This window comes from Streptomyces sp. NPDC057877, assembly GCF_042796855.1.
Classification (GTDB): Bacteria; Actinomycetota; Actinomycetes; order Streptomycetales; family Streptomycetaceae; genus Streptomyces.
Genome location: NZ_JBHVMS010000005.1, coordinates 315,498 through 337,587, shown reverse-complemented (window position 1 = coordinate 337,587; position 22,090 = coordinate 315,498). Strand labels below are relative to the sequence as shown.

At 70.9% G+C, this 22,090-nt stretch carries 19 protein-coding genes; 12 read left to right on the top strand and 7 right to left on the bottom strand.

The annotated features are described in order from the left end of the window. The 8 genes from murG to ACFVQG_RS16535 all read left to right on the top strand — a co-directional run bounded on the left by murG (position 1) and on the right by ACFVQG_RS16535 (position 7,312). Positions 1–1,098, top strand: coding sequence for an undecaprenyldiphospho-muramoylpentapeptide beta-N-acetylglucosaminyltransferase (gene murG, locus ACFVQG_RS16570; protein WP_383382630.1), 1,098 nt, complete (start codon positions 1–3; stop codon positions 1,096–1,098). Positions 1,099–1,202: 104 nt separating this feature from the next. After that, a complete protein-coding gene (locus ACFVQG_RS16565; protein ID WP_383382627.1) occupies positions 1,203–2,006 on the top strand; it encodes a cell division protein FtsQ/DivIB in 804 nt (267 codons plus the stop codon). Positions 2,007–2,293: 287 nt separating this feature from the next. Next, complete coding sequence (ftsZ, locus tag ACFVQG_RS16560) at positions 2,294–3,487, top strand: cell division protein FtsZ (protein WP_383382624.1); 1,194 nt, start codon at positions 2,294–2,296, stop codon at positions 3,485–3,487. Between the two features lie 26 nt (positions 3,488–3,513). After that, complete coding sequence (pgeF, locus tag ACFVQG_RS16555) at positions 3,514–4,221, top strand: peptidoglycan editing factor PgeF (RefSeq protein ID WP_383383824.1); 708 nt, start codon at positions 3,514–3,516, stop codon at positions 4,219–4,221. A 6-nt stretch (positions 4,222–4,227) separates the two neighbouring features. Then, entirely contained in the window at positions 4,228–4,947 is a 720-nt protein-coding gene (locus tag ACFVQG_RS16550; protein ID WP_383382621.1) for a YggS family pyridoxal phosphate-dependent enzyme, read from the top strand. 129 nt (positions 4,948–5,076) lie between these two features. After that, positions 5,077–5,718 (top strand): cell division protein SepF, encoded by a 642-nt coding sequence (locus ACFVQG_RS16545; protein WP_383382618.1) that lies wholly within the window; start codon positions 5,077–5,079, stop codon positions 5,716–5,718. A gap of 59 nt (positions 5,719–5,777) precedes the next feature. Further along, positions 5,778–6,062 (top strand): YggT family protein, encoded by a 285-nt coding sequence (locus ACFVQG_RS16540; protein WP_033318070.1) that lies wholly within the window; start codon positions 5,778–5,780, stop codon positions 6,060–6,062. Between the two features lie 53 nt (positions 6,063–6,115). Next, entirely contained in the window at positions 6,116–7,312 is a 1,197-nt protein-coding gene (locus tag ACFVQG_RS16535) for a DivIVA domain-containing protein (RefSeq protein ID WP_383382615.1), read from the top strand. Between the two features lie 185 nt (positions 7,313–7,497). On the opposite strand, the gene ileS is transcribed toward ACFVQG_RS16535, so the two are convergent. Then, positions 7,498–10,635 carry an isoleucine--tRNA ligase gene (gene ileS, locus ACFVQG_RS16530; protein WP_383382612.1) on the bottom strand — a complete coding sequence of 1,046 codons (3,138 nt, stop codon included), beginning with the start codon at positions 10,633–10,635 and terminating at the stop codon, positions 7,498–7,500. Positions 10,636–11,226: 591 nt separating this feature from the next. On the opposite strand from ileS, the gene ACFVQG_RS16525 reads away from it, so the two are divergent. The 3 genes from ACFVQG_RS16525 (at position 11,227) to ACFVQG_RS16515 (ending at position 14,049) form a co-directional block, all read left to right on the top strand. Beyond that, positions 11,227–12,273 carry a TraR/DksA C4-type zinc finger protein gene (locus ACFVQG_RS16525; RefSeq protein WP_383382610.1) on the top strand — a complete coding sequence of 349 codons (1,047 nt, stop codon included), beginning with the start codon at positions 11,227–11,229 and terminating at the stop codon, positions 12,271–12,273. Positions 12,274–12,345: 72 nt separating this feature from the next. Continuing rightward, positions 12,346–13,038 carry a signal peptidase II gene (gene lspA / locus ACFVQG_RS16520; protein ID WP_383382607.1) on the top strand — a complete coding sequence of 231 codons (693 nt, stop codon included), beginning with the start codon at positions 12,346–12,348 and terminating at the stop codon, positions 13,036–13,038. Positions 13,039–13,104: 66 nt separating this feature from the next. After that, positions 13,105–14,049, top strand: a complete 945-nt coding sequence (locus ACFVQG_RS16515; RefSeq protein ID WP_383382602.1) for an RluA family pseudouridine synthase — start codon at positions 13,105–13,107, stop codon at positions 14,047–14,049. Positions 14,050–14,070: 21 nt separating this feature from the next. Here ACFVQG_RS16515 and ACFVQG_RS16510 read toward each other — a convergent pair whose 3' ends face one another. Continuing rightward, a complete protein-coding gene (locus tag ACFVQG_RS16510) occupies positions 14,071–15,186 on the bottom strand; it encodes a mechanosensitive ion channel family protein (protein WP_383382597.1) in 1,116 nt (371 codons plus the stop codon). A gap of 107 nt (positions 15,187–15,293) precedes the next feature. Here ACFVQG_RS16510 and ACFVQG_RS16505 point away from each other — a divergent pair, with 107 nt between their 5' ends. Further along, a complete protein-coding gene (locus tag ACFVQG_RS16505; protein ID WP_383382594.1) occupies positions 15,294–15,863 on the top strand; it encodes a dienelactone hydrolase family protein in 570 nt (189 codons plus the stop codon). Positions 15,864–15,868: 5 nt separating this feature from the next. Here the strand turns inward: ACFVQG_RS16505 and ACFVQG_RS16500 are convergent, their stop codons facing one another. From ACFVQG_RS16500 to ACFVQG_RS16480, 5 genes are all read right to left on the bottom strand, one after another. Beyond that, the gene (locus ACFVQG_RS16500) at positions 15,869–16,861 is read right to left on the bottom strand and encodes a zinc metalloprotease (protein WP_383382591.1); all 993 of its coding nucleotides are present in this window, start codon (positions 16,859–16,861) and stop codon (positions 15,869–15,871) included. Positions 16,862–17,181: 320 nt separating this feature from the next. Then, a complete protein-coding gene (locus ACFVQG_RS16495) occupies positions 17,182–18,843 on the bottom strand; it encodes an alkaline phosphatase D family protein (protein ID WP_383382589.1) in 1,662 nt (553 codons plus the stop codon). A 111-nt stretch (positions 18,844–18,954) separates the two neighbouring features. Beyond that, positions 18,955–19,755 (bottom strand): DsbA family protein, encoded by an 801-nt coding sequence (locus ACFVQG_RS16490; protein WP_383382586.1) that lies wholly within the window; start codon positions 19,753–19,755, stop codon positions 18,955–18,957. A gap of 102 nt (positions 19,756–19,857) precedes the next feature. Next, a complete protein-coding gene (locus ACFVQG_RS16485; protein ID WP_383382583.1) occupies positions 19,858–20,547 on the bottom strand; it encodes a hypothetical protein in 690 nt (229 codons plus the stop codon). Between the two features lie 70 nt (positions 20,548–20,617). Then, a complete protein-coding gene (locus ACFVQG_RS16480; protein WP_383382580.1) occupies positions 20,618–21,943 on the bottom strand; it encodes a DUF2252 domain-containing protein in 1,326 nt (441 codons plus the stop codon). Positions 21,944–22,090: the final 147 nt, after the last annotated feature.

Here is a 22,090-nt window from a genome sequence, read left to right as displayed (position 1 = left end):
GTGCATGTCGTACTCGCCGGTGGGGGGACCGCCGGCCACATCGAGCCCGCGCTCGCCCTCGCGGACGCCCTGCGCAGGCAGGACCCGACCGTGGGGATCACGGCCCTGGGCACGGAGCGCGGCCTGGAGACCAGGCTGGTGCCGGAACGGGGCTACGAGCTGGCGCTGATCCCCGCGGTGCCGCTGCCCCGCAAGCCCACGCCCGAGCTGATCACCGTCCCGGGCCGGCTGCGCGGCACGATCAAGGCGGCCGAGCAGATCCTGGAGCGCACCAAGGCGGACGCCGTGGTCGGCTTCGGCGGCTATGTCGCGCTGCCCGGCTATCTGGCCGCCAAGCGGCTCGGGGTGCCGATCGTCATCCACGAGGCCAACGCCCGCCCCGGCCTCGCCAACAAGATCGGCTCCCGGTACGCCGCCCAGGTCGCCGTCTCCACCCCTGACAGCAAGCTGCGGGGCGCCCGCTACATCGGCATCCCGCTGCGCCGCTCCATCGCCACCCTGGACCGGGCCGCCGTACGCCCCGAGGCGCGCGCGGCGTTCGGGCTCGACCCCAACCTGCCGACGCTGCTGGTCTCCGGTGGCTCACAGGGCGCCCGGCGCCTCAACGAGGTCGTTCAGCAGGTCGCGCCCTGGCTCCAGCAGGCCGGGATCCAGATCCTGCACGCGGTCGGCCCGAAGAACGAACTGCCGCAGGTGCACCAGATGCCGGGGATGCCCCCGTACATCCCGGTACCGTACGTGGACCGGATGGACCTCGCGTACGCCGCGGCCGACATGATGCTCTGCCGCGCGGGCGCGATGACCGTCGCCGAACTCTCCGCCGTCGGGCTCCCGGCCGCCTACGTCCCGCTGCCCATCGGCAACGGCGAACAGCGGCTCAACGCCCAGCCGGTGGTCAAGGCGGGCGGCGGACTGCTGGTCGACGACGCGGAACTCACCCCGGAGTGGGTGCAGCAGAACGTTCTGCCGGTGCTGGCCGACCCGCACCGGCTGTACGAGATGTCCCGCGCCGCCGGCGAGTTCGGCCGCCGGGACGCCGACGAACTCCTCGTCGGCATGGTGTACGAGGCGATCGCCGCCGCCCGTGCACACCGCTAGAGCCTGCGTTCGGGTCAGGACGCAGGAAATCGGCGGTGCTGACCCGCGTCTGCGGCATGATCCGCACGGCAGGCCCTAGGAACGCATGACGGAAGGCAGGAAGCGTGGCCGGACCCACCACCGCCGAGCGCGGGGCACGTCAGCAGGAGCCGTCCGGCCCGCCTCCCGTCCGGCGGCTACGGCCACCGAGGCTTCGTACGATCATCATCTTGACGCTCGCCCTGGTGCTGCTCGGCGCGGGCGGCGGCTGGCTGTTCTACGGCTCGCAGTGGCTGCGCGTGGAGCGGGTGACCGTCTCCGGCACGCGCGTGCTGACGTCCGGGCAGGTGCGCGAGGCCGCCGACGTCCCCCTCGGGACGCCGCTCGTCTCCCTCGACACCGAGGCCATCGAGAGCCGACTGCGCCGGAAGCTGCCCCGAATTGACTCGGTCGACGTGGTCCGTTCCTGGCCCCGGGAAATCGGGCTGAAAGTCGCCGAGCGCACCCCGGTTCTGCTCATGGAGAATTCCGGCAATGCGGGCGGATTCGTCGAAGTCGACGATGAAGGTGTCCGTTTCGCCACGGTTTCACAAGCAATCAGAGGCGTTCCGCTGCTGAAATTGGCGCCCTCCCGCTCGGGTTCGGCCGGAGCGAGTCTGCGGCGCTTCGGCGAGGGTCGGCTGGTGCGGGAGGCGGTCCGCGCCGCGGCGGCCCTCCCGGCCGCCGTCGCCCGGGACACCCAGGTCGTCAAGGTCCGTTCCTACGACGCCATCTCGCTGGAGTTGAGCGGCGGCCGGACCGTCGCGTGGGGGAGCGCGGAGAAGGGCGCGGCGAAGGCCCGTACCCTCACCGCTCTGATGAAAGCGGCGCCCGGCGCCCGGCACTTCGACGTGAGCGTTCCCACCGCCCCGGCGTCATCGGGGAGTTGACGCACATCCGCGCAGGCCAGCACCCTGGTTGGGCAGCGCTACGCCTGATCACATAGGGTGAAAAGAAAAACGGGAGGTTCGGCGTGTTCGTTGAACGTGCGCCACTTGTCGACTTAGTGTCCTGTTCAGAAGACTCCAGGGAACAGACACACTGGTAACCCTAAACTTCAGCGTTAGGGTTCGGGTCGGCACTACGGACCGTCCCATTCGGCATCAGTCGTCGCATCGCGGGGCGCAGCGCGTCCCGGGATTCGGCGGCACGTAACTCGAGGCGAGAGGCCTTCGACGTGGCAGCACCGCAGAACTACCTCGCAGTCATCAAAGTCATCGGTGTCGGCGGCGGTGGTGTCAATGCCATCAACCGGATGATCGAGGTCGGTCTCAAGGGCGTCGAGTTCATCGCCATCAACACCGACGCGCAAGCCCTGTTGATGAGCGACGCCGACGTCAAGCTGGACGTCGGCCGGGAACTCACCCGCGGACTCGGCGCCGGAGCCAACCCGGCCGTCGGCCGCAAGGCCGCCGAGGACCACCGCGAGGAGATCGAGGAGGTCCTCAAGGGGGCCGACATGGTCTTCGTGACCGCCGGTGAAGGCGGCGGCACCGGCACCGGCGGCGCGCCCGTCGTGGCCAACATCGCCCGCTCGCTGGGCGCGCTCACCATCGGCGTGGTCACGCGCCCGTTCACCTTCGAGGGACGGCGCCGCGCCAACCAGGCGGAGGACGGCATCGCCGAACTCCGCGAAGAGGTCGACACCCTCATCGTCATCCCCAACGACCGGCTGCTGTCCATCTCGGACCGCCAGGTCTCCGTCCTCGACGCCTTCAAGTCGGCGGACCAGGTCCTGCTCTCCGGTGTCCAGGGCATCACCGACCTCATCACCACCCCCGGCCTGATCAACCTCGACTTCGCCGACGTGAAGTCGGTCATGTCCGAGGCCGGTTCGGCGCTGATGGGCATCGGCTCGGCCCGCGGCGACGACCGCGCGGTGGCCGCCGCCGAGATGGCGATCTCCTCGCCGCTCCTCGAGGCCTCCATCGACGGCGCCCGCGGGGTGCTGCTGTCCATCTCCGGCGGCTCCGACCTCGGCCTGTTCGAGATCAACGAGGCCGCCCAGCTGGTGAGCGAGGCCGCCCACCCCGAGGCCAACATCATCTTCGGCGCGGTCATCGACGACGCCCTCGGCGACGAGGTCCGGGTCACCGTGATCGCGGCCGGGTTCGACGGCGGCCAGCCCCCGGCCAAGCGGGACAACGTCCTCAGCTCGGCCTCCGCCAAGCGCGAGGAGCCCACGCCGGTGCGGCCCGCCCCCGAGAGCCGTCCGACCTTCGGCTCGCTGGGCAGCGTCAAGCCCAAGGAGGAGCCGGAGCCCGTCCCGGAGCCGGTGAACGACATCCAGCCCCAGCCGCCGGTGCCGCCGTCGCGCAGCTACACGGACAGCGCGGCCGAGGAACTGGACGTCCCGGACTTCCTGAAGTGATAGGAAAGCGCTCCGGCAAGAGCACCGTGAACGGCGCGCACTTCGCCTTCACCGACCGGTGGGGCGGGGTGAGCGCCGTTCCGTACGAGGAGCTGAACCTCGGCGGCGCGGTCGGCGACGACCCCGAGGCCGTACGCACCAATCGCGAACTGGCCGCCAAGTCGCTCGGTCTCGAAGCTGGCCGGGTGGTCTGGATGAACCAGGTGCACGGCGCCGACGTGGCGGTGGTCGACGGACCCTGGGGGGACCGGCCGGTTCCCGAGGCCGACGCGATCGTCACCACCGGGCGCGGGCTCGCGCTCGCCGTGCTCACCGCCGACTGCGTGCCCGTCCTGCTCGCCGACCCGGTCGCCGGGGTCGCCGCCGCGGCGCACGCGGGCCGTCCCGGCCTGGTCAAGGGCGTCGTTCCCGCCGCGCTACGCGCGATGATGGAACTGGGTGCCGAACCGTCCCGGATCGTCGCCCGCACCGGCCCCGCCGTCTGCGGCCGGTGCTACGAGGTGCCGGAGGCGATGCGCGCGGAGGTGGCCGCGGCGGAACCGGCGGCGCACGCCGTGACGAGCTGGGGCACACCGGCGGTCGACGTGGCCGCCGGGGTGCACGCGCAGCTCGACCGGCTCGGGGTGTGCGACCGGGAGCAGTCGCCGGTGTGCACGCTGGAGTCGGCCGATCACTTCTCGTACCGCCGCGACCGCACCACCGGGCGGCTCGCGGGCTATGTCTGGCTGGACTGATGGGGCATGACGGACCGTAAGGACGAACTCGCGGCGAACCTCGCGAAGGTGGAGGAACGCATCGCCGCCGCGTGCGCCGCCGCCGGGCGCCGCCGTGACGGGGTGACCCTGATCGTGGTCACCAAGACCTACCCGGCGAGCGATGTGCGCACCCTGGCGGAGCTGGGGGTTCGGCATGTCGCCGAGAACCGCGACCAGGACGCGGCGCCCAAGGCCGCCGAATGCTCGGATCTGCCCCTCACCTGGCACTTCGTTGGTCAGTTGCAGACCAACAAAGTGCGTTCCGTGGTGGGTTACGCGGATGTCGTGCAGTCCGTCGATCGTGCGAAGTTGGTGACGGCGCTGTCGCGGGAGGCCGTGCGCGCCGGGCGTCAGGTCGGGTGTCTCCTCCAGGTCGCGCTCGACGCGGGGGAGAGCGCGAGAGGCGAGCGGGGCGGTGTCGCGCCCGCCGGAATCGAAGAGTTGGCCGACCTCGTGGCGGCGGCCGAGGGGCTGCGGCTCGCCGGGCTGATGACCGTCGCCCCGCTCACCGGGGAGTACGCCGGACGCGAACGCGCGGCGTTCGAGCGGTTGATGGATTTGTCGACCCACCTGCGCGGAAGCCATCCGGCTGCGAACATGGTCTCGGCAGGAATGAGTGCGGACCTCGAGCAGGCCGTGGCGGCCGGAGCGACACATGTGCGCGTCGGCAGCGCGGTACTCGGAGTCCGCCGCAGGCTCGGGTAACGTCGCCAAGAAGTCGGACCACAGCAGAAAATATGGTCATTACCGTCGAAGGGCGGACATAACGACCTCGTGGATCGCGGGCACTTGGCAGTCGTCAGCCGATCCACCACAGAGCGGAGGACTCAGAGCATGGCCGGCGCGATGCGCAAGATGGCGGTCTACCTCGGCCTCGTGGAGGACGATGGGTACGACGGCCGGGGATTCGACCCCGATGACGACTTCGAACCGGAACTGGACCCGGAGCCCGAGCGGGACCACCGGCGGCACGAGCCGTCCCACCAGTCGCACGGCTCACATCAGTCCCAAAGGGACGAAGGGGTACGAGTCGTACAGCCGCCCGCGCCGCGCGACCCCGTCCCCCGATCCGCTTCGCTCGCCGCGGAATCAGGGCGTCCGGCGCGCATCGCGCCCGTGGCGTCCATCACACAAGAACGCGCAAGCCTGGAGAAGAACGCACCGGTGATCATGCCCAAGGTCGTGTCGGAACGAGAGCCTTACCGGATCACCACGCTTCACCCGCGGACCTACAACGAGGCCCGTACCATCGGGGAACACTTCCGTGAAGGCACTCCGGTGATCATGAATCTGACTGAGATGGATGACACAGACGCCAAGCGACTTGTCGACTTTGCGGCCGGTTTGGTGTTTGGTCTTCACGGCAGCATCGAGCGGGTGACGCAGAAGGTGTTCCTGTTGTCGCCTGCTAACGTCGATGTCACGGCGGAGGACAAGGCCCGCATCGCAGAGGGCGGGTTCTTCAACCAGAGCTGAGACGCACGACCGCACGACTGGTAGAAGTACGGGAAACAGGGGAGAGGGAAGCACGAGTCATGAGCGTGGTCCTGGATGTCGTCTACATCGCGCTGATGTGCTTCCTCATCGTGCTGATCTTCCGGTTGGTCATGGACTACGTCTTCCAGTTCGCCCGCTCATGGCAACCCGGCAAGGCGATGGTGGTCGTTCTGGAGGCCACCTACACTGTCACTGATCCACCGCTCAAGCTTCTGCGGCGGTTCATCCCGCCGCTGCGTCTCGGGGGCGTGGCGCTCGACCTGTCCTTCTTCGTACTGATGATCATCGTCTACATCCTGATCTCCGTGGTGAGCCGGCTGTGAGCGATGTGACCTACCGTCTTGCCGAATGCCGACGACTACGTTGAGGTGAAGAGATGCCGTTGACCCCCGAGGACGTGCGGAACAAGCAGTTCACGACCGTCCGCCTCCGAGAAGGCTATGACGAGGACGAGGTCGATGCCTTCCTCGACGAGGTCGAAGCCGAACTGACCCGTCTTCTGCGGGAGAACGAGGACCTGCGCGCCAAGCTGGCCGCCGCCACTCGTGCCGCGGCGCAGAACCAGCAGAACATGCGCAAGCCCCCGGAGCAGCAGGACCAGCAGCAGCACCCCCAGCAGGGCATGCGCGGTCCTGGTCCCGGCGGACCGGGTGGGCCTGGCGGCCCCGGTGGTCCTGGCGGTCCCGGCGCTCCGGTGCCCGCCGGGATATCGGGCCCGCCGCAGCAGCAGATGGGTGGCCCCATGGGTGGTCCGCCCCAGCTGCCCAGCGGTGCTCCGCAGCTGCCCCCTGGCCCGGGTGGGCAGGGTCCGCAGGGTCCCGGTCCGATGGGCCAGGGCCCGATGGGCCAGGGTCCGATGGGCCAAGGCCCGATGCAGGGCCAGATGCAGGGCCAGATGGGACCCGGCCCGATGGGCGGTCCCATGGGCGGTCCGGGCCACGGTGGCCCCGGCATGCCCGGTCAGGGCCCCGGTGGCGACAGCGCCGCCCGGGTTCTCTCGCTCGCCCAGCAGACCGCCGACCAGGCGATCGCCGAGGCGCGCGCCGAGGCCAACAAGATCGTGGGTGAGGCGCGTTCGCGTGCCGAGGGTCTGGAGCGGGACGCCCGTGCCAAGGCCGACGCCCTGGAGCGGGACGCGCAGGAGAAGCACCGCGTCGCGATGGGCTCCCTGGAGTCCGCTCGCGCCACGCTGGAGCGCAAGGTCGAGGATCTGCGCGGCTTCGAGCGCGAGTACCGCACGCGGCTGAAGTCCTACCTGGAGTCGCAGCTGCGCCAGCTGGAGACCCAGGCGGACGACTCGCTCGCTCCGCCGCGCACCCCGGCCGCGGCCTCCCTGCCGCCGTCCCCGGCGCCCTCGATGGCTCCGGCCGGTGCGGGTGCCCCGTCCTACGGCGGCAACCAGGGCATGGGCAGCGGCGGTCCGGCCCCGGCCGGTCCGTCCTACGGTGGCCAGCAGCAGATGTCGCCCGCGATGACCCAGCCGATGGCGCCGGTGCGTCCGCAGGGTCCGTCGCCGATGGGCCAGGCGCCCTCGCCGATGCGCGGGTTCCTCATCGACGAGGACGACAACTGACGGCCCGCGTGGCCAGTAGTACGCCGTAGTCGTCGGCAGCGTTCAAAAGGGGCGGGCCCCGGATTCCGATCCGGGGCCCGCCCCTTTTACTCGCGTTGATTGCGTTGATTGCGTTGATTGCGTTGATCGCGTTGGGTGTGCTGAGGTGCGCGGGGCGCGCGGGTGAGCGCGCGCCCCGCGTCCGGCTACACCTTGCGCAGCCGGAAGGTCAGCGCCAGCCCTTCGTCCGAGAAGGCCGAGCCGTAGGTGTCGTCCGCCTCACCCTGGGCGAAGTCCGTGGCGAGGACCTCGTCGGAGATCAGGCCCGCGTGCTCGGTGAGGGCGGCCACGGTCTCCGGGTCGGCGGCGGTCCAGCGCAGCGCGATCCGGTCGGCCACGTCGAGGCCGCTGTTCTTGCGGGCCTCCTGGATCAGCCGGATCGCGTCCCGGGCGAGACCGGCCCGGCGCAGCTCGTCGGTGATCTCCAGGTCGAGGGCGACCGTCGCGCCCGCGTCGGACGCCACCGACCAGCCCTCGCGCGGGGTCTCGGTGATGATGACCTCGTCGGGGGCCAGGGTGATCGTCTCCCCGTCGACCTCCACCGACGCCGTGCCCTCGCGCAGGGCGAGGGAGAGCGCCGCGGCGTCCGCGTTCGCGACGGCCTTGGCCACGTCCTGGACGCGCTTGCCGAACCGCTTGCCCAGGGCGCGGAAGTTGGCCTTCGCGGTGGTGTCGACCAGGCTGCCGCCGACCTCGCTGAGGGAGGCGAGCGACTCGACGTTCAGCTCCTCCGTGATCTGCGTGTGCAGTTCGGGGGAGAGCGCGCCGAAGCCCGTCGCCGCCACCAGGGCCCGGCGCAGCGGCTGGCGGGTCTTGACGCCCGACTCCGCGCGCGTGGCCCGGCCCAGTTCCACCAGGCGGCGCACCAGCACCATCTGCCGCGACAGCTCCGGATCGATGGCGGTCAGGTCCGCCTCCGGCCACGACGACAGGTGCACCGACTCCGGGGCGCCCGGCGTGACCGGAACGACCAGGTCCTGCCAGACCCGCTCGGTGATGAACGGCGTCAGCGGGGCCATCAGCTTGGTGACCGTCTCGACGACCTCGTGCAGGGTGCGCAGCGCCGCCTTGTCGCCCTGCCAGAAGCGGCGCCGGGAGCGGCGGACGTACCAGTTGGACAGGTCGTCGACGAACGCGGACAGCAGCTTGCCCGCGCGCTGGGTGTCGTACGCCTCCAGGGACTGGGTCACCTGGTCGGTCAGCGCGTGCAGTTCGGACAGCAGCCAGCGGTCGAGGAGCGGACGGTCGGCCGGGGCCGGGTCGGCCTCGGACGGGGCCCAGCTCGACGTGCGCGCGTACAGGGCCTGGAAGGCGACCGTGTTCCAGTAGGTGAGGAGCGTCTTGCGGACGACCTCCTGGATGGTGCCGTGACCGACCCGGCGGGCCGCCCAGGGCGAGCCACCGGCCGCCATGAACCAGCGCACCGCGTCCGCGCCGTGCTGGTCCATCAGCGGGATCGGCTGGAGGATGTTGCCCAGGTGCTTGGACATCTTCCGGCCGTCCTCGGCGAGGATGTGACCGAGGCAGACGACGTTCTCGTACGACGACTTGTCGAAGACCAGGGTGCCGACGGCCATCAGCGTGTAGAACCACCCGCGCGTCTGGTCGATGGCCTCGCTGATGAACTGCGCCGGGTAGCGGGACTCGAACAGGTCCTTGTTCTTGTACGGGTAGCCCCACTGCGCGAACGGCATCGAACCCGAGTCGTACCAGGCGTCGATCACCTCCGGCACGCGCGTGGCCGTCTTCGCGCAGCTCGGGCAGGCGAAGGTCACGTCGTCGATGTACGGGCGGTGCGGGTCGAGGCCGGACTGGTCGGTGCCGGTCAGCTCGGTCAGCTCCGCGCGGGAGCCGACTACCGTGAGGTGGTCGTCCTCGCAGCGCCAGATCGGCAGCGGGGTGCCCCAGTAGCGGTTGCGGGAGAGCGCCCAGTCGATGTTGTTGTTCAGCCAGTCGCCGTACCGGCCGTTCTTGACCGTGTCCGGGAACCAGTTGGTGTTCTCGTTCTCCTGGAGGAGGCGGTCCTTGATGGCCGTGGTGCGGATGTACCAGGACGGCTGCGCGTAGTACAGCAGCGCGGTGTGGCAGCGCCAGCAGTGCGGGTAGCTGTGCTCGTACGGCAGGTGCTTGAAGAGGAGGCCGCGCGCGCCGAGGTCCTCGGTGAGCTTCTCGTCGGCCTTCTTGAAGAAGACGCCGCCGACGAGGGGGACGTCCGCCTCGAAGGTGCCGTCCGGGCGGACCGGGTTCACCACGGGCAGGCCGTACGCGCGGCAGACCTTGAGGTCGTCCTCACCGAAGGCGGGGGACTGGTGGACCAGACCGGTGCCGTCCTCGGTGGTGACGTACTCGGCGTTGACCACGAAGTGCGCCTCGGCCGGGAACTCGACCAGCTCGAAGGGGCGCTGGTAGGTCCAGCGCTCCATCTCGGCGCCGGTGAAGGACTGTCCGGTGGGCTCCCAGCCCTCGCCGAGCGCCTTGCCGACCAGCTGTTCGGCGACGACGAGCTTCTCCTCGCCGTTGGTCGCGACGACGTAGGCGACCTCGGGGTGGGCCGCTACGGCGGTGTTGGAGACCAGCGTCCAGGGGGTGGTCGTCCAGACGACCAGGGCCGCCTCGCCCGCCAGCGGGCCGGAGGTCAGCGGGAAGCGGACGTAGACCGAGGGGTCGACGACCGTCTCGTAGCCCTGCGCCAGCTCGTGGTCGGACAGGCCGGTGCCGCAGCGGGGGCACCAGGGGGCGACGCGGTGGTCCTGGACCAGCAGGCCCTTGTCGAAGATCTCCTTCAGCGACCACCAGACCGATTCGATGTACTCGGGGTCCATCGTGCGGTACGCCTCGTCGAGGTCGACCCAGTAGCCCATGCGGGTCGTCAGCTCGGCGAAGGCGTCGGTGTGGCGGGTCACCGACGCGCGGCACTTGTCGTTGAACGCGGCGATGCCGTAGGCCTCGATGTCCTGCTTGCCGCTGAAGCCCAGCTCCTTCTCGACCGCCAGCTCCACCGGGAGGCCGTGGCAGTCCCAGCCCGCCTTGCGGGCCACGTGGTAGCCGCGCATGGTGCGGAAGCGGGGGAAGACGTCCTTGAAGACGCGCGCCTCGATGTGGTGGGCGCCCGGCATGCCGTTGGCGGTGGGCGGGCCCTCGTAGAACACCCACTCGGGGCGGCCCTCGGACTGCTCCAGGCTCTTGGCGAAGATCTTCTGCTCGCGCCAGAAGTCGAGCACGGCGTGCTCGAGGGCGGGCAGGTCGACCTGGGCGGGCACCTGGCGGTACGTAGGCGATGTCATGAGCGAGCTTCCTCCGGCGGACTTGCTGCCTTCCGTCCGGAGGGACGAGAGCTGTGTCTTTCCTGCGCCGCCTCGGCGCGCTCCCGCGGTACCACCCTCCTTGGCCCTCCGGTGCGGGGTGTGCACCGGTGAGCCCCCTCATTGGGGTCGCGATGCCGGGTCTACTCGCCGTCGCTCGCTGCGCTCGGGCTTTCTTCCGGCGGCTCCGGGGTGATCTTCACATCGCGCTCACCCCCGGGCTCACACCGTCCCCGGGTCGCTCTGGGCTGCGTACGACACTACTCGTCCCCATCGACGCTTCTCGCTCCGCCCAGTGTACGGCGCCCCGCGGACAGTGGCCGACCGGTTTTCGGTGCGGCGCCGCCGGGTGCGGTTTGACCCGAATGGTCAGGTCGGGGCGTTCGCATCCCGGGAAGGGCGGCCCCGCGGATTACCCGGCGGGGAGCTGGGCACAACGGATGCATGCCGGTCGCGGTGGGGTCGTGGGCCGGGCGAATCGGGCGGCGTGCCCCGTTGCCGCGGGACTGAAGTCGATTTATCGTCCCAGCACGATTCGCGTGCAAGATCACAATATGTGAAGGGGCCGCGGCCATGGTGGCGAAGAAGACCGCCGTACAGCAGGCGTCCGGCAGGTCCGCGAAGGCCTCCGGAGGTGCGGCCGAGGACGTGGCGGGGAAGAAGAGCACGACGGCCCCGAAGAAGACGGCGACGGCCTCGGAGAAGGCCGCGGCTGTGGAGAAGACGGCGCTTGCTGGGAAGAAGTCGGTCGCCAAGAAGACGGGGACCGGGAAGAAGCAGACGGTCGCCGGGAAGGCGGCGACCGGGAAGAAGGCGGTCGCCAAGAAGGCGCCTGCCAGGAAGACGGCCGCTCAGAAGACGGCCGCCCCGAAGAAGAAGGCTGTCGCCGAGGAGACGACCGCCGAGAGGACGGCCGTCGAGGAGGCGGCCAAGGGCGCCACCGAGAGCGCCACCCAGAGCACGGCGAGGAGCACGACCAAGGGCGCCACCCAGCGCACTACGAAGAGCACCGCTAAGAGCACCACTAAGAGCACCACTAAGAGTGCGGCCAAGAGGACTACGGCCAAGAAGACGACGGCCAAGCAGAGCACGGCCAAGAAGGCGGGCGTGGCCGAGGCCGCGAAGCAGACGGGAGCCACGACGGTGGTTGCGAAGAAGACTCCTGGCACGGTCACGGCGGCCAAGACGGCCGTCCCCAAGGCGCGGATCGCCGCGGCGGAGCCCGGCGAACTGGCGGTGCGCCCCGGTGAGGACCCCTGGACTCCGGAGGAGGTGGCGGAGGCGCGCGCCGAGCTGGTGTCCGAGGCGGACCGGCTGCGCGCCGAGATCGCGGAGATCGAGCGGTCCCTGGCGGGCCTGATGCGGGACTCGGGGGACGGCGCGGGCGACGACCAGGCGGACACCGGCGCCAAGAACATCACGCGCGAGCACGAGCTGGCGCTGGCCGCCAACGCGCGCGAGATGCTCACCCAGACCGAGCGCGCGCTGGAACGGATCGGCGCGGGCACCTACGGCCTGTGCGACAGCTGCGGCAACCCGATCGGCAAGGCGCGGATGCAGGCCTTCCCGCGGGCGACCCTGTGTGTGGAGTGCAAGCAGAAGCAGGAACGCCGGTACTGAGCCGCGCACGTGGGTCCCGCACGGTGTGCCGTACCCTCGTGCTCAGTCAGGCACCTAGGTTGAGGGACTCACGTGGCAGAGGCGGAGCGGATCATCGGTACGCCGGACACTCCGGACGCGGCGCGGGCCGAGCAGGAGCGACCCGGCGACGACACGGCGTCGGGCGAGCGGTCCGACGGGAGCGGCCCGGCGTCGGGGGCCGGTGCGGCCGGGGAGACCGCCGCGACGGCCGGTGTGCCCGGCACGGATGAGCCGCGGGGCCCGGACGCGCGACCGCGCGGCAAGCGGCGGATCGCCGTGCTGTTCGCGGTCGCCGTCGTCGCGTACGCCCTCGATCTGATCAGCAAGATGATTGTGGTCGCCAAGCTGGAGGGCCACGAGCCCATCGAGATCATCGGGGACTGGCTGCGGTTCGAGGCCATCCGCAACGCGGGCGCGGCCTTCGGCTTCGGCGAGGCCTTCACGGTGATCTTCACGATGATCGCGGCCGTGGTGATCGTGGTGATCGCCCGGCTCGCCCGCAAGCTCTACAGCCTGCCCTGGGCCGTCGCGCTCGGGCTGCTGCTCGGCGGGGCGCTCGGCAACCTCACCGACCGGATCTTCCGCTCGCCCGGTGTCTTCGAGGGCGCGGTCGTCGACTTCATCGCGCCCAAGCACTTCGCCGTCTTCAACCTCGCGGACTCGGCGATCGTGTGCGGCGGCATCCTGATCGTGCTGCTGTCGTTCCGGGGCCTCGACCCGGACGGGACCGTCCACAGGGACTGAGCGCCCCGGGGCCGGGCGGACGGGCTCTCGTACGGGACTGTCCGACCCGTCCGGCATACTCGACGGGTGAGCACGATTCCCGAGATCCGTACCCTGCCCGTGCCGGACGGCCTGGAGGGCGAGCGCGTCGACGCCGCCATCTCCCGCATGTTCGGCTTCTCCCGTACCAAGGCGGCCGAGCTGGCGGCGGCGGGCAAGGTGCTCGTGGACGGCACGGTGGTCGGCAAGTCCGAGCGCGTGCGCGGCGGTGCCTGGCTGGAGGTGGAGATGCCACAGGCCGCCGCGCCGGTGCAGGTGGTCGCCGAGCCCGTCGAGGGCATGGAGATCGTGCACGACGACGAGGACGTGGTCGTGATAGTCAAGCCGGTCGGCGTCGCCGCGCACCCGTCGCCGGGCTGGACCGGGCCGACGGTGATCGGCGGTCTCGCCGCCGCCGGGTACCGCATCTCGACCTCCGGCGCCGCCGAGCGCCAGGGCATCGTGCACCGGCTGGACGTCGGCACCTCGGGCCTGATGGTCGTGGCCAAGTCGGAGTACGCGTACACGTCGCTCAAGCGCCAGTTCAAGGAGCGCACGGTCGACAAGCGCTACCACACCCTCGTCCAGGGCCACCCGGACCCGACCAGCGGCACGATCGACGCGCCCATCGGCCGCCACCCCCAGCACGACTACAAGTGGGCGGTCACCGCGGACGGCAAGCCCTCCGTCACCCACTACGACCTGATCGAGGCGTTCCGCGCGGCCTCCCTGCTCGACGTGAAGCTGGAGACCGGCCGCACCCACCAGATCCGGGTCCACATGGCCGCCCACCGCCACCCCTGCGTCGGCGACCTGACCTACGGCGCGGACCCGACGCTGGCCAAGCGGCTGGGCCTGACCCGGCAGTGGCTGCACGCCGTACGCCTCGGCTTCGAGCACCCGGGCGACGGCCAGTGGGTGGAGTACGCCTGCGAGTACCCCGAGGACCTCCAGCTGGCCCTCGACCAGGTCCGCGCGGAGACCTACGGCTGACCCGCCCGTGCCCTCCGGGGCTCAGCCGCGTTCCATCCGCGGTGTCGTGTGGGCGCGGCGCGGTGCGCCGTCGGGGGAGGACGGCCGGGGGATGCCGTTGGGCAGGGCGGCGTCAGCGGTGTTGACGCGCGGCAGGGCGTAGGGGTGCTCCTTGACCAGCCAGGTGATCATCTGCTCGCGGACCGTGACCCGGACCGTCCAGACGTCGTCCGCGTCCTTGGCGGTCATCAGGGCCCGCACCTCCATGGTGTTGGGGGTGCTGTCGGTGACCGACAGGTTGTAGTCGCGGCCGTCCCAGGCCTCGCAGTTGCGCAGGATGTCCCGGAGCCGGTCGCGCATGGCCTCCATCGGCGCCGAGTGGTCCAGCTGCCAGTAGACGACACCGGTGAGCTGCGCCGTGCCGCGCGTCCAGTTCTGGAAGGGCTTGGAGGTGAAGTACGACACCGGCATGGTGATCCGGCGTTCGTCCCAGGTGCGGACCGTGAGGTAGGTCAGTGTGATCTCCTCGACGGTGCCCCACTCGCCGTCCACCACGACCGTGTCACCGAGCCGCACCATGTCGCCGAAGGCGATCTGGAACCCCGCGAACATGTTGCCGAGCGTCGACTGGGCGGCCACACCGGCGACGATGCCGATGATGCCCGCCGACGCCAGCAGCGAGGCGCCCGCGGCGCGCATCGCGGGGAACGTCAGCAGCATCGCCGCGACGGCCACCACACCGACGATCGCCGCCACCACGCGCATGATCAGCGACACCTGGGTGCGGACCCGGCGGACCCGGGCGGGGTCGCGCTGGGCGCGGTTGCTGGCGTAGCGGGTGTACGACGTCTCGACGATCGCCGCCGCGATCCTGATCACCAGCCAGGCGGCGGCGCCGATCAGCACCAGCGTCAGTACCCGGCCGATGCCGACCTCGTGCTCCTGGAGCAGTGCGGCGGAGTCGTAGGAGCCTCGTAGCAGCGCCGCGCACAGCACGAGTTGATAGGGGATGCGACCCCGCCTGAGCAGACCCCACATCGGGGTCTCGGGGTGGCGTTGGTCGGCCTTGCACAGCAGACGGTCGGTGACCCAGCCGATGAACAGCGTCAGCACGACCGAGCCGCCGACCACGATCAGTGGGCGGAGCAGATTCTCCATGCCTTCGAACGTAACCGCCGTCGGGCGGGACTGAACATGTGACTTCGGGAACGTTCGGGGTAGGGCAGCGAAGGTGTGGTGTCGTACCCGGCTGGCACCATGGCCTCATGAACATCATGCTCTTCCACTCGTCCTATGGACTGCGCCCCGCGGTGCGCGCGGCGGCGGACCGGCTGCGCGCGGCCGGACACGAGGTCTGGACGCCGGACCTGTTCGAGGGCCGGACCTTCGAGACGGTCGAGGAGGGCATGGCCCACAAGGACGCGGTCGGCAAGGACGAACTGCTCAGACGGGCGGTGCTGGCCGCGGCGCCGTACTCGGCGCGGGGCCTGGTGTACGCGGGGTTCTCCCTGGGCGCGTCCATCGCGCAGACCCTCGCCCTCGGCGACGAGAAGGCGCGCGGGCTGCTGCTCCTGCACGGCACCTCGGACATCGCGCCGAACGCCGCCGTGGACGAGCTGCCGGTGCAGCTGCACGTGGCCGAGCCGGACCCGTTCGAGACGGACGACTGGCTGAGCGCCTGGTATCTCCAGATGGGCAGGGCGGGCGCGGACGTGGAGGTCTACCGGTACGCCGGGGCCGGGCACCTGTACACCGACCCCGGTCTGCCGGACTACGACGGCGAGGCCGCCGAGGCCACCTGGCGGGTGGCGCTCGGCTTCCTCGACACGCTGTAGCGGGCTCAGCCCGCCGCTCGGTACGCCGCCCAGTTCTGCTGCATGCGCGTCACCTGGCCCGCGGTGAACTGGTACATGCAGGAGTCGTAGGTGTAGTCCATGAAGTTGTGGATCGGGTCCACCCCCGACTGGCGGGCGCAGCTGTCCCGGCCCTCCGGGCACTGGTAGGCGGCGCTCTTCTCGGCCGGGGTGTCGTCGACGTAGTCGCCGCTGCCGTTGCAGCCGCCCTGGAAGGTGTGGTAGAGGCCCAGCCAGTGGCCGACCTCGTGGGTGGCGGTGTCGCCCTGGTTGTAGTTGGCGGCCGAGCCGCCGGGCAGTGACGCGTCGAGGAGGACGACGCCGTCCATGGTCGGGCTGGACCGGTAGGAGCTGGGGAAGGTGGCCCAGCCGAGGAGGCCGCCGCCGAGGTTGGCGGTGTAGACGTTGAGCGCGTTGGCGCCGCCCGTGCGCAGGGCGGCCTTCATGGCCTTCTCCTCCTGCGAGCCGTAGCCGACGTTGTACCAGGCGGCGTTGTCGGTGTAGTCGGTGCCCGCCAGGGTGAACTGGAAGCCGGAGTCGGTGTTGCCGCTGCCCTGGCCCGCGTACGCCGCGTTCAGCACGTTCATCTGGGCGTTGACGTCGGTGGCGGTGAGCTTGCCCGCGGCGCCGTCGTGGATGACGTGGAAGTACACGGGGATGCTGGTCGCCGCGGCGGCGCTGAGACCCCGGCGGCCGGACGGCAGCTGGTCGAGCCTCTTGCGCAGGTCGGCGTCCATCGCCTGGGCGCGGGCGGCGCTGATCTCGTTGGGCTCGGCGATGTGCTCACCGGCGCCGGGGCGGGCCTCGCGGGCCGCGGCGTGGGTGTCGGTGTCCTCGGCGCACTCGGCGGCCGACAGGGTGCCGGCCGCGGCGATGCCGGTGGGGGCCGACAGCGGAGCGAGCATCAGGGTTCCGGCCATGACGGCGGTGCCGAGAAGGCGTCTGCTCGTAAGGGGTGATATCCGGGCAAGCGCACGCATGTTGACTCCTGGCGGATGCGGTGGGGAGGGAGGCACAGGGGTCTTCCTGGCCATCCGCCCGGAGATTACGTGGACATGACCAGGCCGGAAGAGGAGTGATCAAGCCCAATCAAATAACCGACGAACAGGGGCAATCGGGGAGATGAACTGACCGGCCGTCCGGAGTTTGAGACCTCGACGTAACGGGCGCGGTGACCAGGGCGGGTGGTGTGTCCGTATTCGGACCGCGGCTCACACCACCCGCCGTAGCGACGTGATCTGCCCTTAACCGCGCGCAAACGAGTCGCGGTTGGCTGAAAGTCGACGGTGGCTCGTCGGGGTCACACCGGGTCGTAGCTGCGCTCGACCCTCTGGGTGCCGCTGCGCGTGCGGTACGAACGGGCCCAGGACGAGGCCGTGTCCGCCTTCGTGCGGTCGGACAGCACGTAGTAGTCCATCTGCGCGCGGTCCGCGGTCAGGTCCAGGACGCCGTAGCCGTGCCGGTCGGTGTCGACCCACTGGACATGCCGGTTGGCGGCCCGGATGACCGGCGCGGCGAGGGCGGAGGCGCTGCCCTCGGGGACCTTCAGGGCGTCGTCGAGGTTGTCGGAGGACACCGAGGACACCACGAACTCGGTGGCCGCCGACGCGGACAGCGGATAGGTGCCCGCGTTCACCGGCACGTCGTTGGCCCAGGCCATGTGGATGTCACCGGTCAGGAAGACGGTGTTGCGGATCGCGTGGGACCGCAGATGGGCCAGCACTTCGCGCCGGTCGTCGGTGTAGCCGTCCCACTGGTCGGGGTTGAGGCCGAGGCCCTCCTGCGGCAGACCCAGGAGCTTGGCCAGCGGCTTGAGCAGCTCGGCGGAGAGCGAGCCGATGGCGAACGGCGCGATCATCACGGAGTTGCCGACCAGCCGCCAGGTGGTGTCGGAGGACTGCAGTCCCGCCTTCAGCCAGTCCAGCTGCGCCCGCCCCGTCAGGGTGCGCTCCGGGTCGTCCACCGAGCCGTTGCCGACGGCCACCTGCTGGGAGCGGAAGGACCGCAGGTCGAGCAGCGACAGATCGGCCAGCTTGCCGAAGCGCAGCCTGCGGTAGGTGGTGCCCGCGATCGCCGGGCGCACCGGCATCCACTCGAAGTAGGCCTGCTTGGCGGCGGCCTGCCGGGCGGCCCAGGTGCCCTCCGCGCCCTCGGTGTGGTTCTCGGCGCCACCCGACCAGGTGTCGTTGGCGATCTCGTGGTCGTCCCAGATGGCGATCGCGGGGGCGGCGGCGTGCAGCGCCTGGAGATCGGGGTCGGTCTTGTACTGACCGTGCCGCACGCGGTAGTCGGCGAGCGTGAGGATCTCGTGCGCGGGCGCGTGCGGTCGTACGACGGTGCCGCGGGAGCCGAACTCGCCGGTGCCGTACTCGTAGAGGTAGTCGCCGAGGTGCAGCCAGGCGTCGAGGTCGCCGCGGGCGGCGAGATGGCGGTACGCGGCGAAGTGCCCGGCCTCCCAGTTGGAGCAGGAGACCACGCCGAAGCGCAGGCCCGCCACGGCGGCGTCGGCGGCCGGGGCGGTGCGGGCGCGGCCCGCCGGGGAGTCCGTGCCGCCCGCCGAGAAGCGGAACCAGTAGTCCGTCGCGGGCCTCAGCCCGCGGATGTCGGCCTTCACGGTGTGGTCGGAGGCGGCGGTCGCGGTGAGCGAGCCCTTGCTGACGACGTTCGTGAACGCCCGGTCCGTCGCGACCGTCCAGGAGACGGTCACGTCCGGGCCGAGCCCGGAGCCGGGGACCGCCTCCGCGGTGGGCGTCACGCGCGTCCACAGCAGGATGCCGTCGGGGAGCGGGTCGCCGGAGGCGACGCCGTGCAGGAAGGCGGGGGCCACCGCGGCGGCGCGCGCGGGTGTCGCGGCGGCCAGCGGGGCGGCGAGGACGGCTCCGGCGGCGGCCGCCTTGACGACCGTACGGCGGCGCGGAGCGAGGTTGTCGGGGTCCGTGTGGGATCTGTGGCTACGGGTCACGGGCGATCAGATTACTGATCGGTAAGTCCCTCGGTAAGGGCGCGGACATGAAGGGCGGGCGAACCCCGGGGAGTTCGCCCGTCCGTGTGCCGCGCGCTACCCGGTGGGGCGTTACTCGGTGACGCCCGCGTCCTTGAGGGCCTTCTCCCAGTCGGCGACGGTGCCCGGGTTGGTGATCACCTTGTCGTTGATCTTGATGGTCGGGGTGGAGCTGACGTCCTCGGTGTCGTCGAAGGTCTTGCTCATCTTCATCGCCCAGGCGTCGTAGGTGCCCTGCTCGACGGCGTCCTGGAACTTCTTGTTGTTCTTCAGCGCGTCGACGGTGTCCCCGATCTTGATCAGGTAGGCGTCGTCGGCCAGGTCGTCGGAGGACTCCTCCGGGTGGTACTCCGCCGAGTACAGCGCGGCCTTGTAGTCGAGGAACGCCTCCGGGCTCACGTTCAGCGCGGCGCCGAGCGCGCTCAGCGCGTTCTTGGAGCCCTCGCCGCCGAGGTTGCCGTCGAGGAAGGTGCCGATGGTGACGGACAGCTTGTAGTCGCCGTCCTGAACGCCCTTGTTGACCGTCTCGCCGATGTTCTGCTCGAAGGTGGCGCAGGCCGGGCAGCGCGGGTCCTCGTAGAGGTGGACGACGTTGTCGGTCTTGGAGTCGCCGACCAGGACGGTGGTGCCGTCCTTGCCGGAGGTGTTGGCCGGGGCGACCACGGTGGCCTTCGCCGCCTCCTCCCACTTGGTGGGCTGGTTGTTCTGGACGACGGCGTAGCCGATGCCGCCCGCTATCGCGAGGACGCCGACGATCGAGGCGGCGACGATCAGCTGCCGCCTCACCTTGTCCCGCTTGGCCTGGCGCTCGCGCTCCTCGCGCAGCCGCTCACGGGCCGCCTGCTTCGACGCCTGGGTGTTCCGCTTGCTCATGGTGTTCTCCGGGTGGGACGCGCGCATACCGGTGCGCGGGGGTGTACGGGGTGGTGGTCGTGCTCGGGTGTGCCGCTCGGGGCTCAGCGCTGGCGCTGGGGTTCAGCCGAGGGCGACGACCCGGCACGGCGGTCCACGCCGTCCCAGGGAGTGGGTGAGCAGCAGGTCGCGGGCGGGAGCCGTACGCCGCGCGGGCCGCGGCAGCCGGACGCGGGCCGGGGCGCGGTGCGCGCGCACCGCGGCGACGGCGAGCCGCAGCGGCCGGAAGGTGGTGGTGGCCGCCGCCCGCAGCAGCCGGTCCAGGGCACGCTCGCCGCGGTGCAGCCACCAGGAGGCCAGCAGTCCGACGCCGACGTGGGCGCCGAGGAGCAGCCAGGCGGTGCCCGGGTGGGCGTTGGCCAGCAGGGTGGCGAAGCGGTCCTGGCCGGTCCCGGCGACCCGGGCCAGCGGGCCGCCGACCTCACCGGCGCACAGCATGTCCAGGCCCACCGAGCGCAGCGGGCCCGCGATCGGGCCGCCCGCCGCGCCGTAGCAGGCGTGCTGGCCCGCGGTGAAGACCGTGTCGGCGGCCAGCTCCAGCGGGATCAGCAGGGCCGCGATCCCGCCGAAGCCGCGGACGCGGCCCGCGAGGGCGTAGGCGAGGACGAACACGGCCGCGGCGATCGCGGCGACGGTGCCCAGCGGCAGCGGGACGCGCGACAGCAGCACGTGCGACGCGGTGCTGAGCGTCACGACCAGTGCCGTGAACAGCGCCGCGCGTACGGCTCGCAGCTGGGTCCCTGATATGTCCATCGCGCTGAAAGTGTGGCACGGACCGCCGTAAGGGACTCCTAAAGGGTTCCTGTGAGGCGGCTCATGCGCGTCACAGACCGGGTATCCGGCCGTTGCGGAACAGGTCGACGAAGATCTGGTGGTCGGCACGCGCGCGTGCGCCGTAGAGGTGCGCGAAGTCCACCAGCAGGGGCGCGAACCCGTCCTCGTCGGCGGCGATCGCCGCGTCGATGGCGCGCTCGGTGGAGAACGGCACCAGCGATTCTCCGGACGTGTCGTCCGCCGCCGCGTGCATGGTCGCCGTCGCCCGGCCCAGGTCGGCCACGACGGCCGCGATCTCCTCCGGGTCGTCGATGTCGTCCCAGTCCAGGTCCACGGCGTACGGCGAGACCTCGGCGACGAGCTGGCCCGAGCCGTCCAGCTCGGTCCAGCCCAGCCACGGGTCGGCGTGCGCCTGGAGGGCGCGCTGGGAGATCACCGTGCGGTGGCCCTCGTGCAGGAAGTAGTCGCGGATCGCGGGGTCGGTGATGTGCCGGGAGACGGCCGGGGTCTGGGCCTGCTTGATGTAGATCACGACGTCGTTCTCCAGGGCGTCGCTGTTGCCCTCCAGGAGGATGTTGTACGACGGCAGCCCCGCCGAGCCGATGCCGATGCCGCGGCGGCCCACGACGTCCTTCACGCGGTAGGAGTCGGGGCGGGTCAGCGAGGACTCCGGGAGCGTCTCCAGATAGCCGTCGAAGGCGGCCAGCACCTTGTAGCGGGTGGCCGCGTCCAGCTCGATGGAGCCGCCGCCGGGGGCGAAGCGGCGCTCGAAGTCGCGGATCTCCGTCATCGACTCCAGCAGCCCGAAGCGGGTCAGGGAGCGGGCGTCGCGCAGCGCGTCCAGCAGCGGGCCCTCGGCGGTGTCCAGGGTGAAGGGCGGCACCTCGTCGCGCTTGGCGCCGGTCGCCAGGGCGTGCACGCGCTCGCGGTAGGCGGCGGCGTAGATCCCCACCAGCTCGGTGATCTGCTCGTCGCTGAGCGCCTTGGCGTACCCGATCAGGGCGATCGAGGCGGCGAAGCGCTTGAGGTCCCAGGTGAAGGGGCCGACGTAGGCCTCGTCGAAGTCGTTGACGTTGAAGATCAGGCGGCCGGTGGAGTCCATGTACGTGCCGAAGTTCTCCGCGTGCAGGTCGCCGTGGATCCACACGCGCGAGGTGCGGTCGTCCAGGAACGGGCCGTCGCGCTTCTCGGTCTCCAGGTCGTGGTAGAAGAGGCTCGCCGTGCCCCGGTAGAACGCGAACGCGGAGGCCGCCATCTTGCGGAACTTCACCCGGAACGCGGCCGGGTCGGCGGCGAGCAGTTCGCCGAAGGCGGTGTCGAAGACGGTGAGGATCTCCTCGCCGCGGGGCTCGGCGCTGAGCTGCGGGACCGACATCGGTGGGTGCCTCCTGGTGCCTGGCTTCTCGGGTGACGGTGGCCGTCATCGTCGTAACGTCCGAGGACGCGGGGGAGTGCCCGCGGCCCTCGGGATCCGTCCGACAGACCTCCGCCCGAAGGTACGTGGATGAGGCCCATGAGTGTC

Coding starts and splice junctions, on each gene's coding strand:
- ACFVQG_RS16550 (WP_383382621.1), top strand. CDS start 4,228: ATGACGGACCGTAAGGACGAACTCGCGGCGAACCTCGCGAAGGTGGAG.
- ACFVQG_RS16545 (WP_383382618.1), top strand. CDS start 5,077: ATGGCCGGCGCGATGCGCAAGATGGCGGTCTACCTCGGCCTCGTGGAG.
- ACFVQG_RS16540 (WP_033318070.1), top strand. CDS start 5,778: ATGAGCGTGGTCCTGGATGTCGTCTACATCGCGCTGATGTGCTTCCTC.
- ACFVQG_RS16535 (WP_383382615.1), top strand. CDS start 6,116: ATGCCGTTGACCCCCGAGGACGTGCGGAACAAGCAGTTCACGACCGTC.
- ileS (WP_383382612.1), bottom strand. CDS start 10,635: ATGACATCGCCTACGTACCGCCAGGTGCCCGCCCAGGTCGACCTGCCC.
- ACFVQG_RS16525 (WP_383382610.1), top strand. CDS start 11,227: ATGGTGGCGAAGAAGACCGCCGTACAGCAGGCGTCCGGCAGGTCCGCG.
- ACFVQG_RS16510 (WP_383382597.1), bottom strand. CDS start 15,186: ATGGAGAATCTGCTCCGCCCACTGATCGTGGTCGGCGGCTCGGTCGTG.
- ACFVQG_RS16505 (WP_383382594.1), top strand. CDS start 15,294: ATGAACATCATGCTCTTCCACTCGTCCTATGGACTGCGCCCCGCGGTG.
- ACFVQG_RS16500 (WP_383382591.1), bottom strand. CDS start 16,861: ATGCGTGCGCTTGCCCGGATATCACCCCTTACGAGCAGACGCCTTCTC.
- ACFVQG_RS16490 (WP_383382586.1), bottom strand. CDS start 19,755: ATGAGCAAGCGGAACACCCAGGCGTCGAAGCAGGCGGCCCGTGAGCGG.
- ACFVQG_RS16485 (WP_383382583.1), bottom strand. CDS start 20,547: ATGGACATATCAGGGACCCAGCTGCGAGCCGTACGCGCGGCGCTGTTC.
- ACFVQG_RS16480 (WP_383382580.1), bottom strand. CDS start 21,943: ATGTCGGTCCCGCAGCTCAGCGCCGAGCCCCGCGGCGAGGAGATCCTC.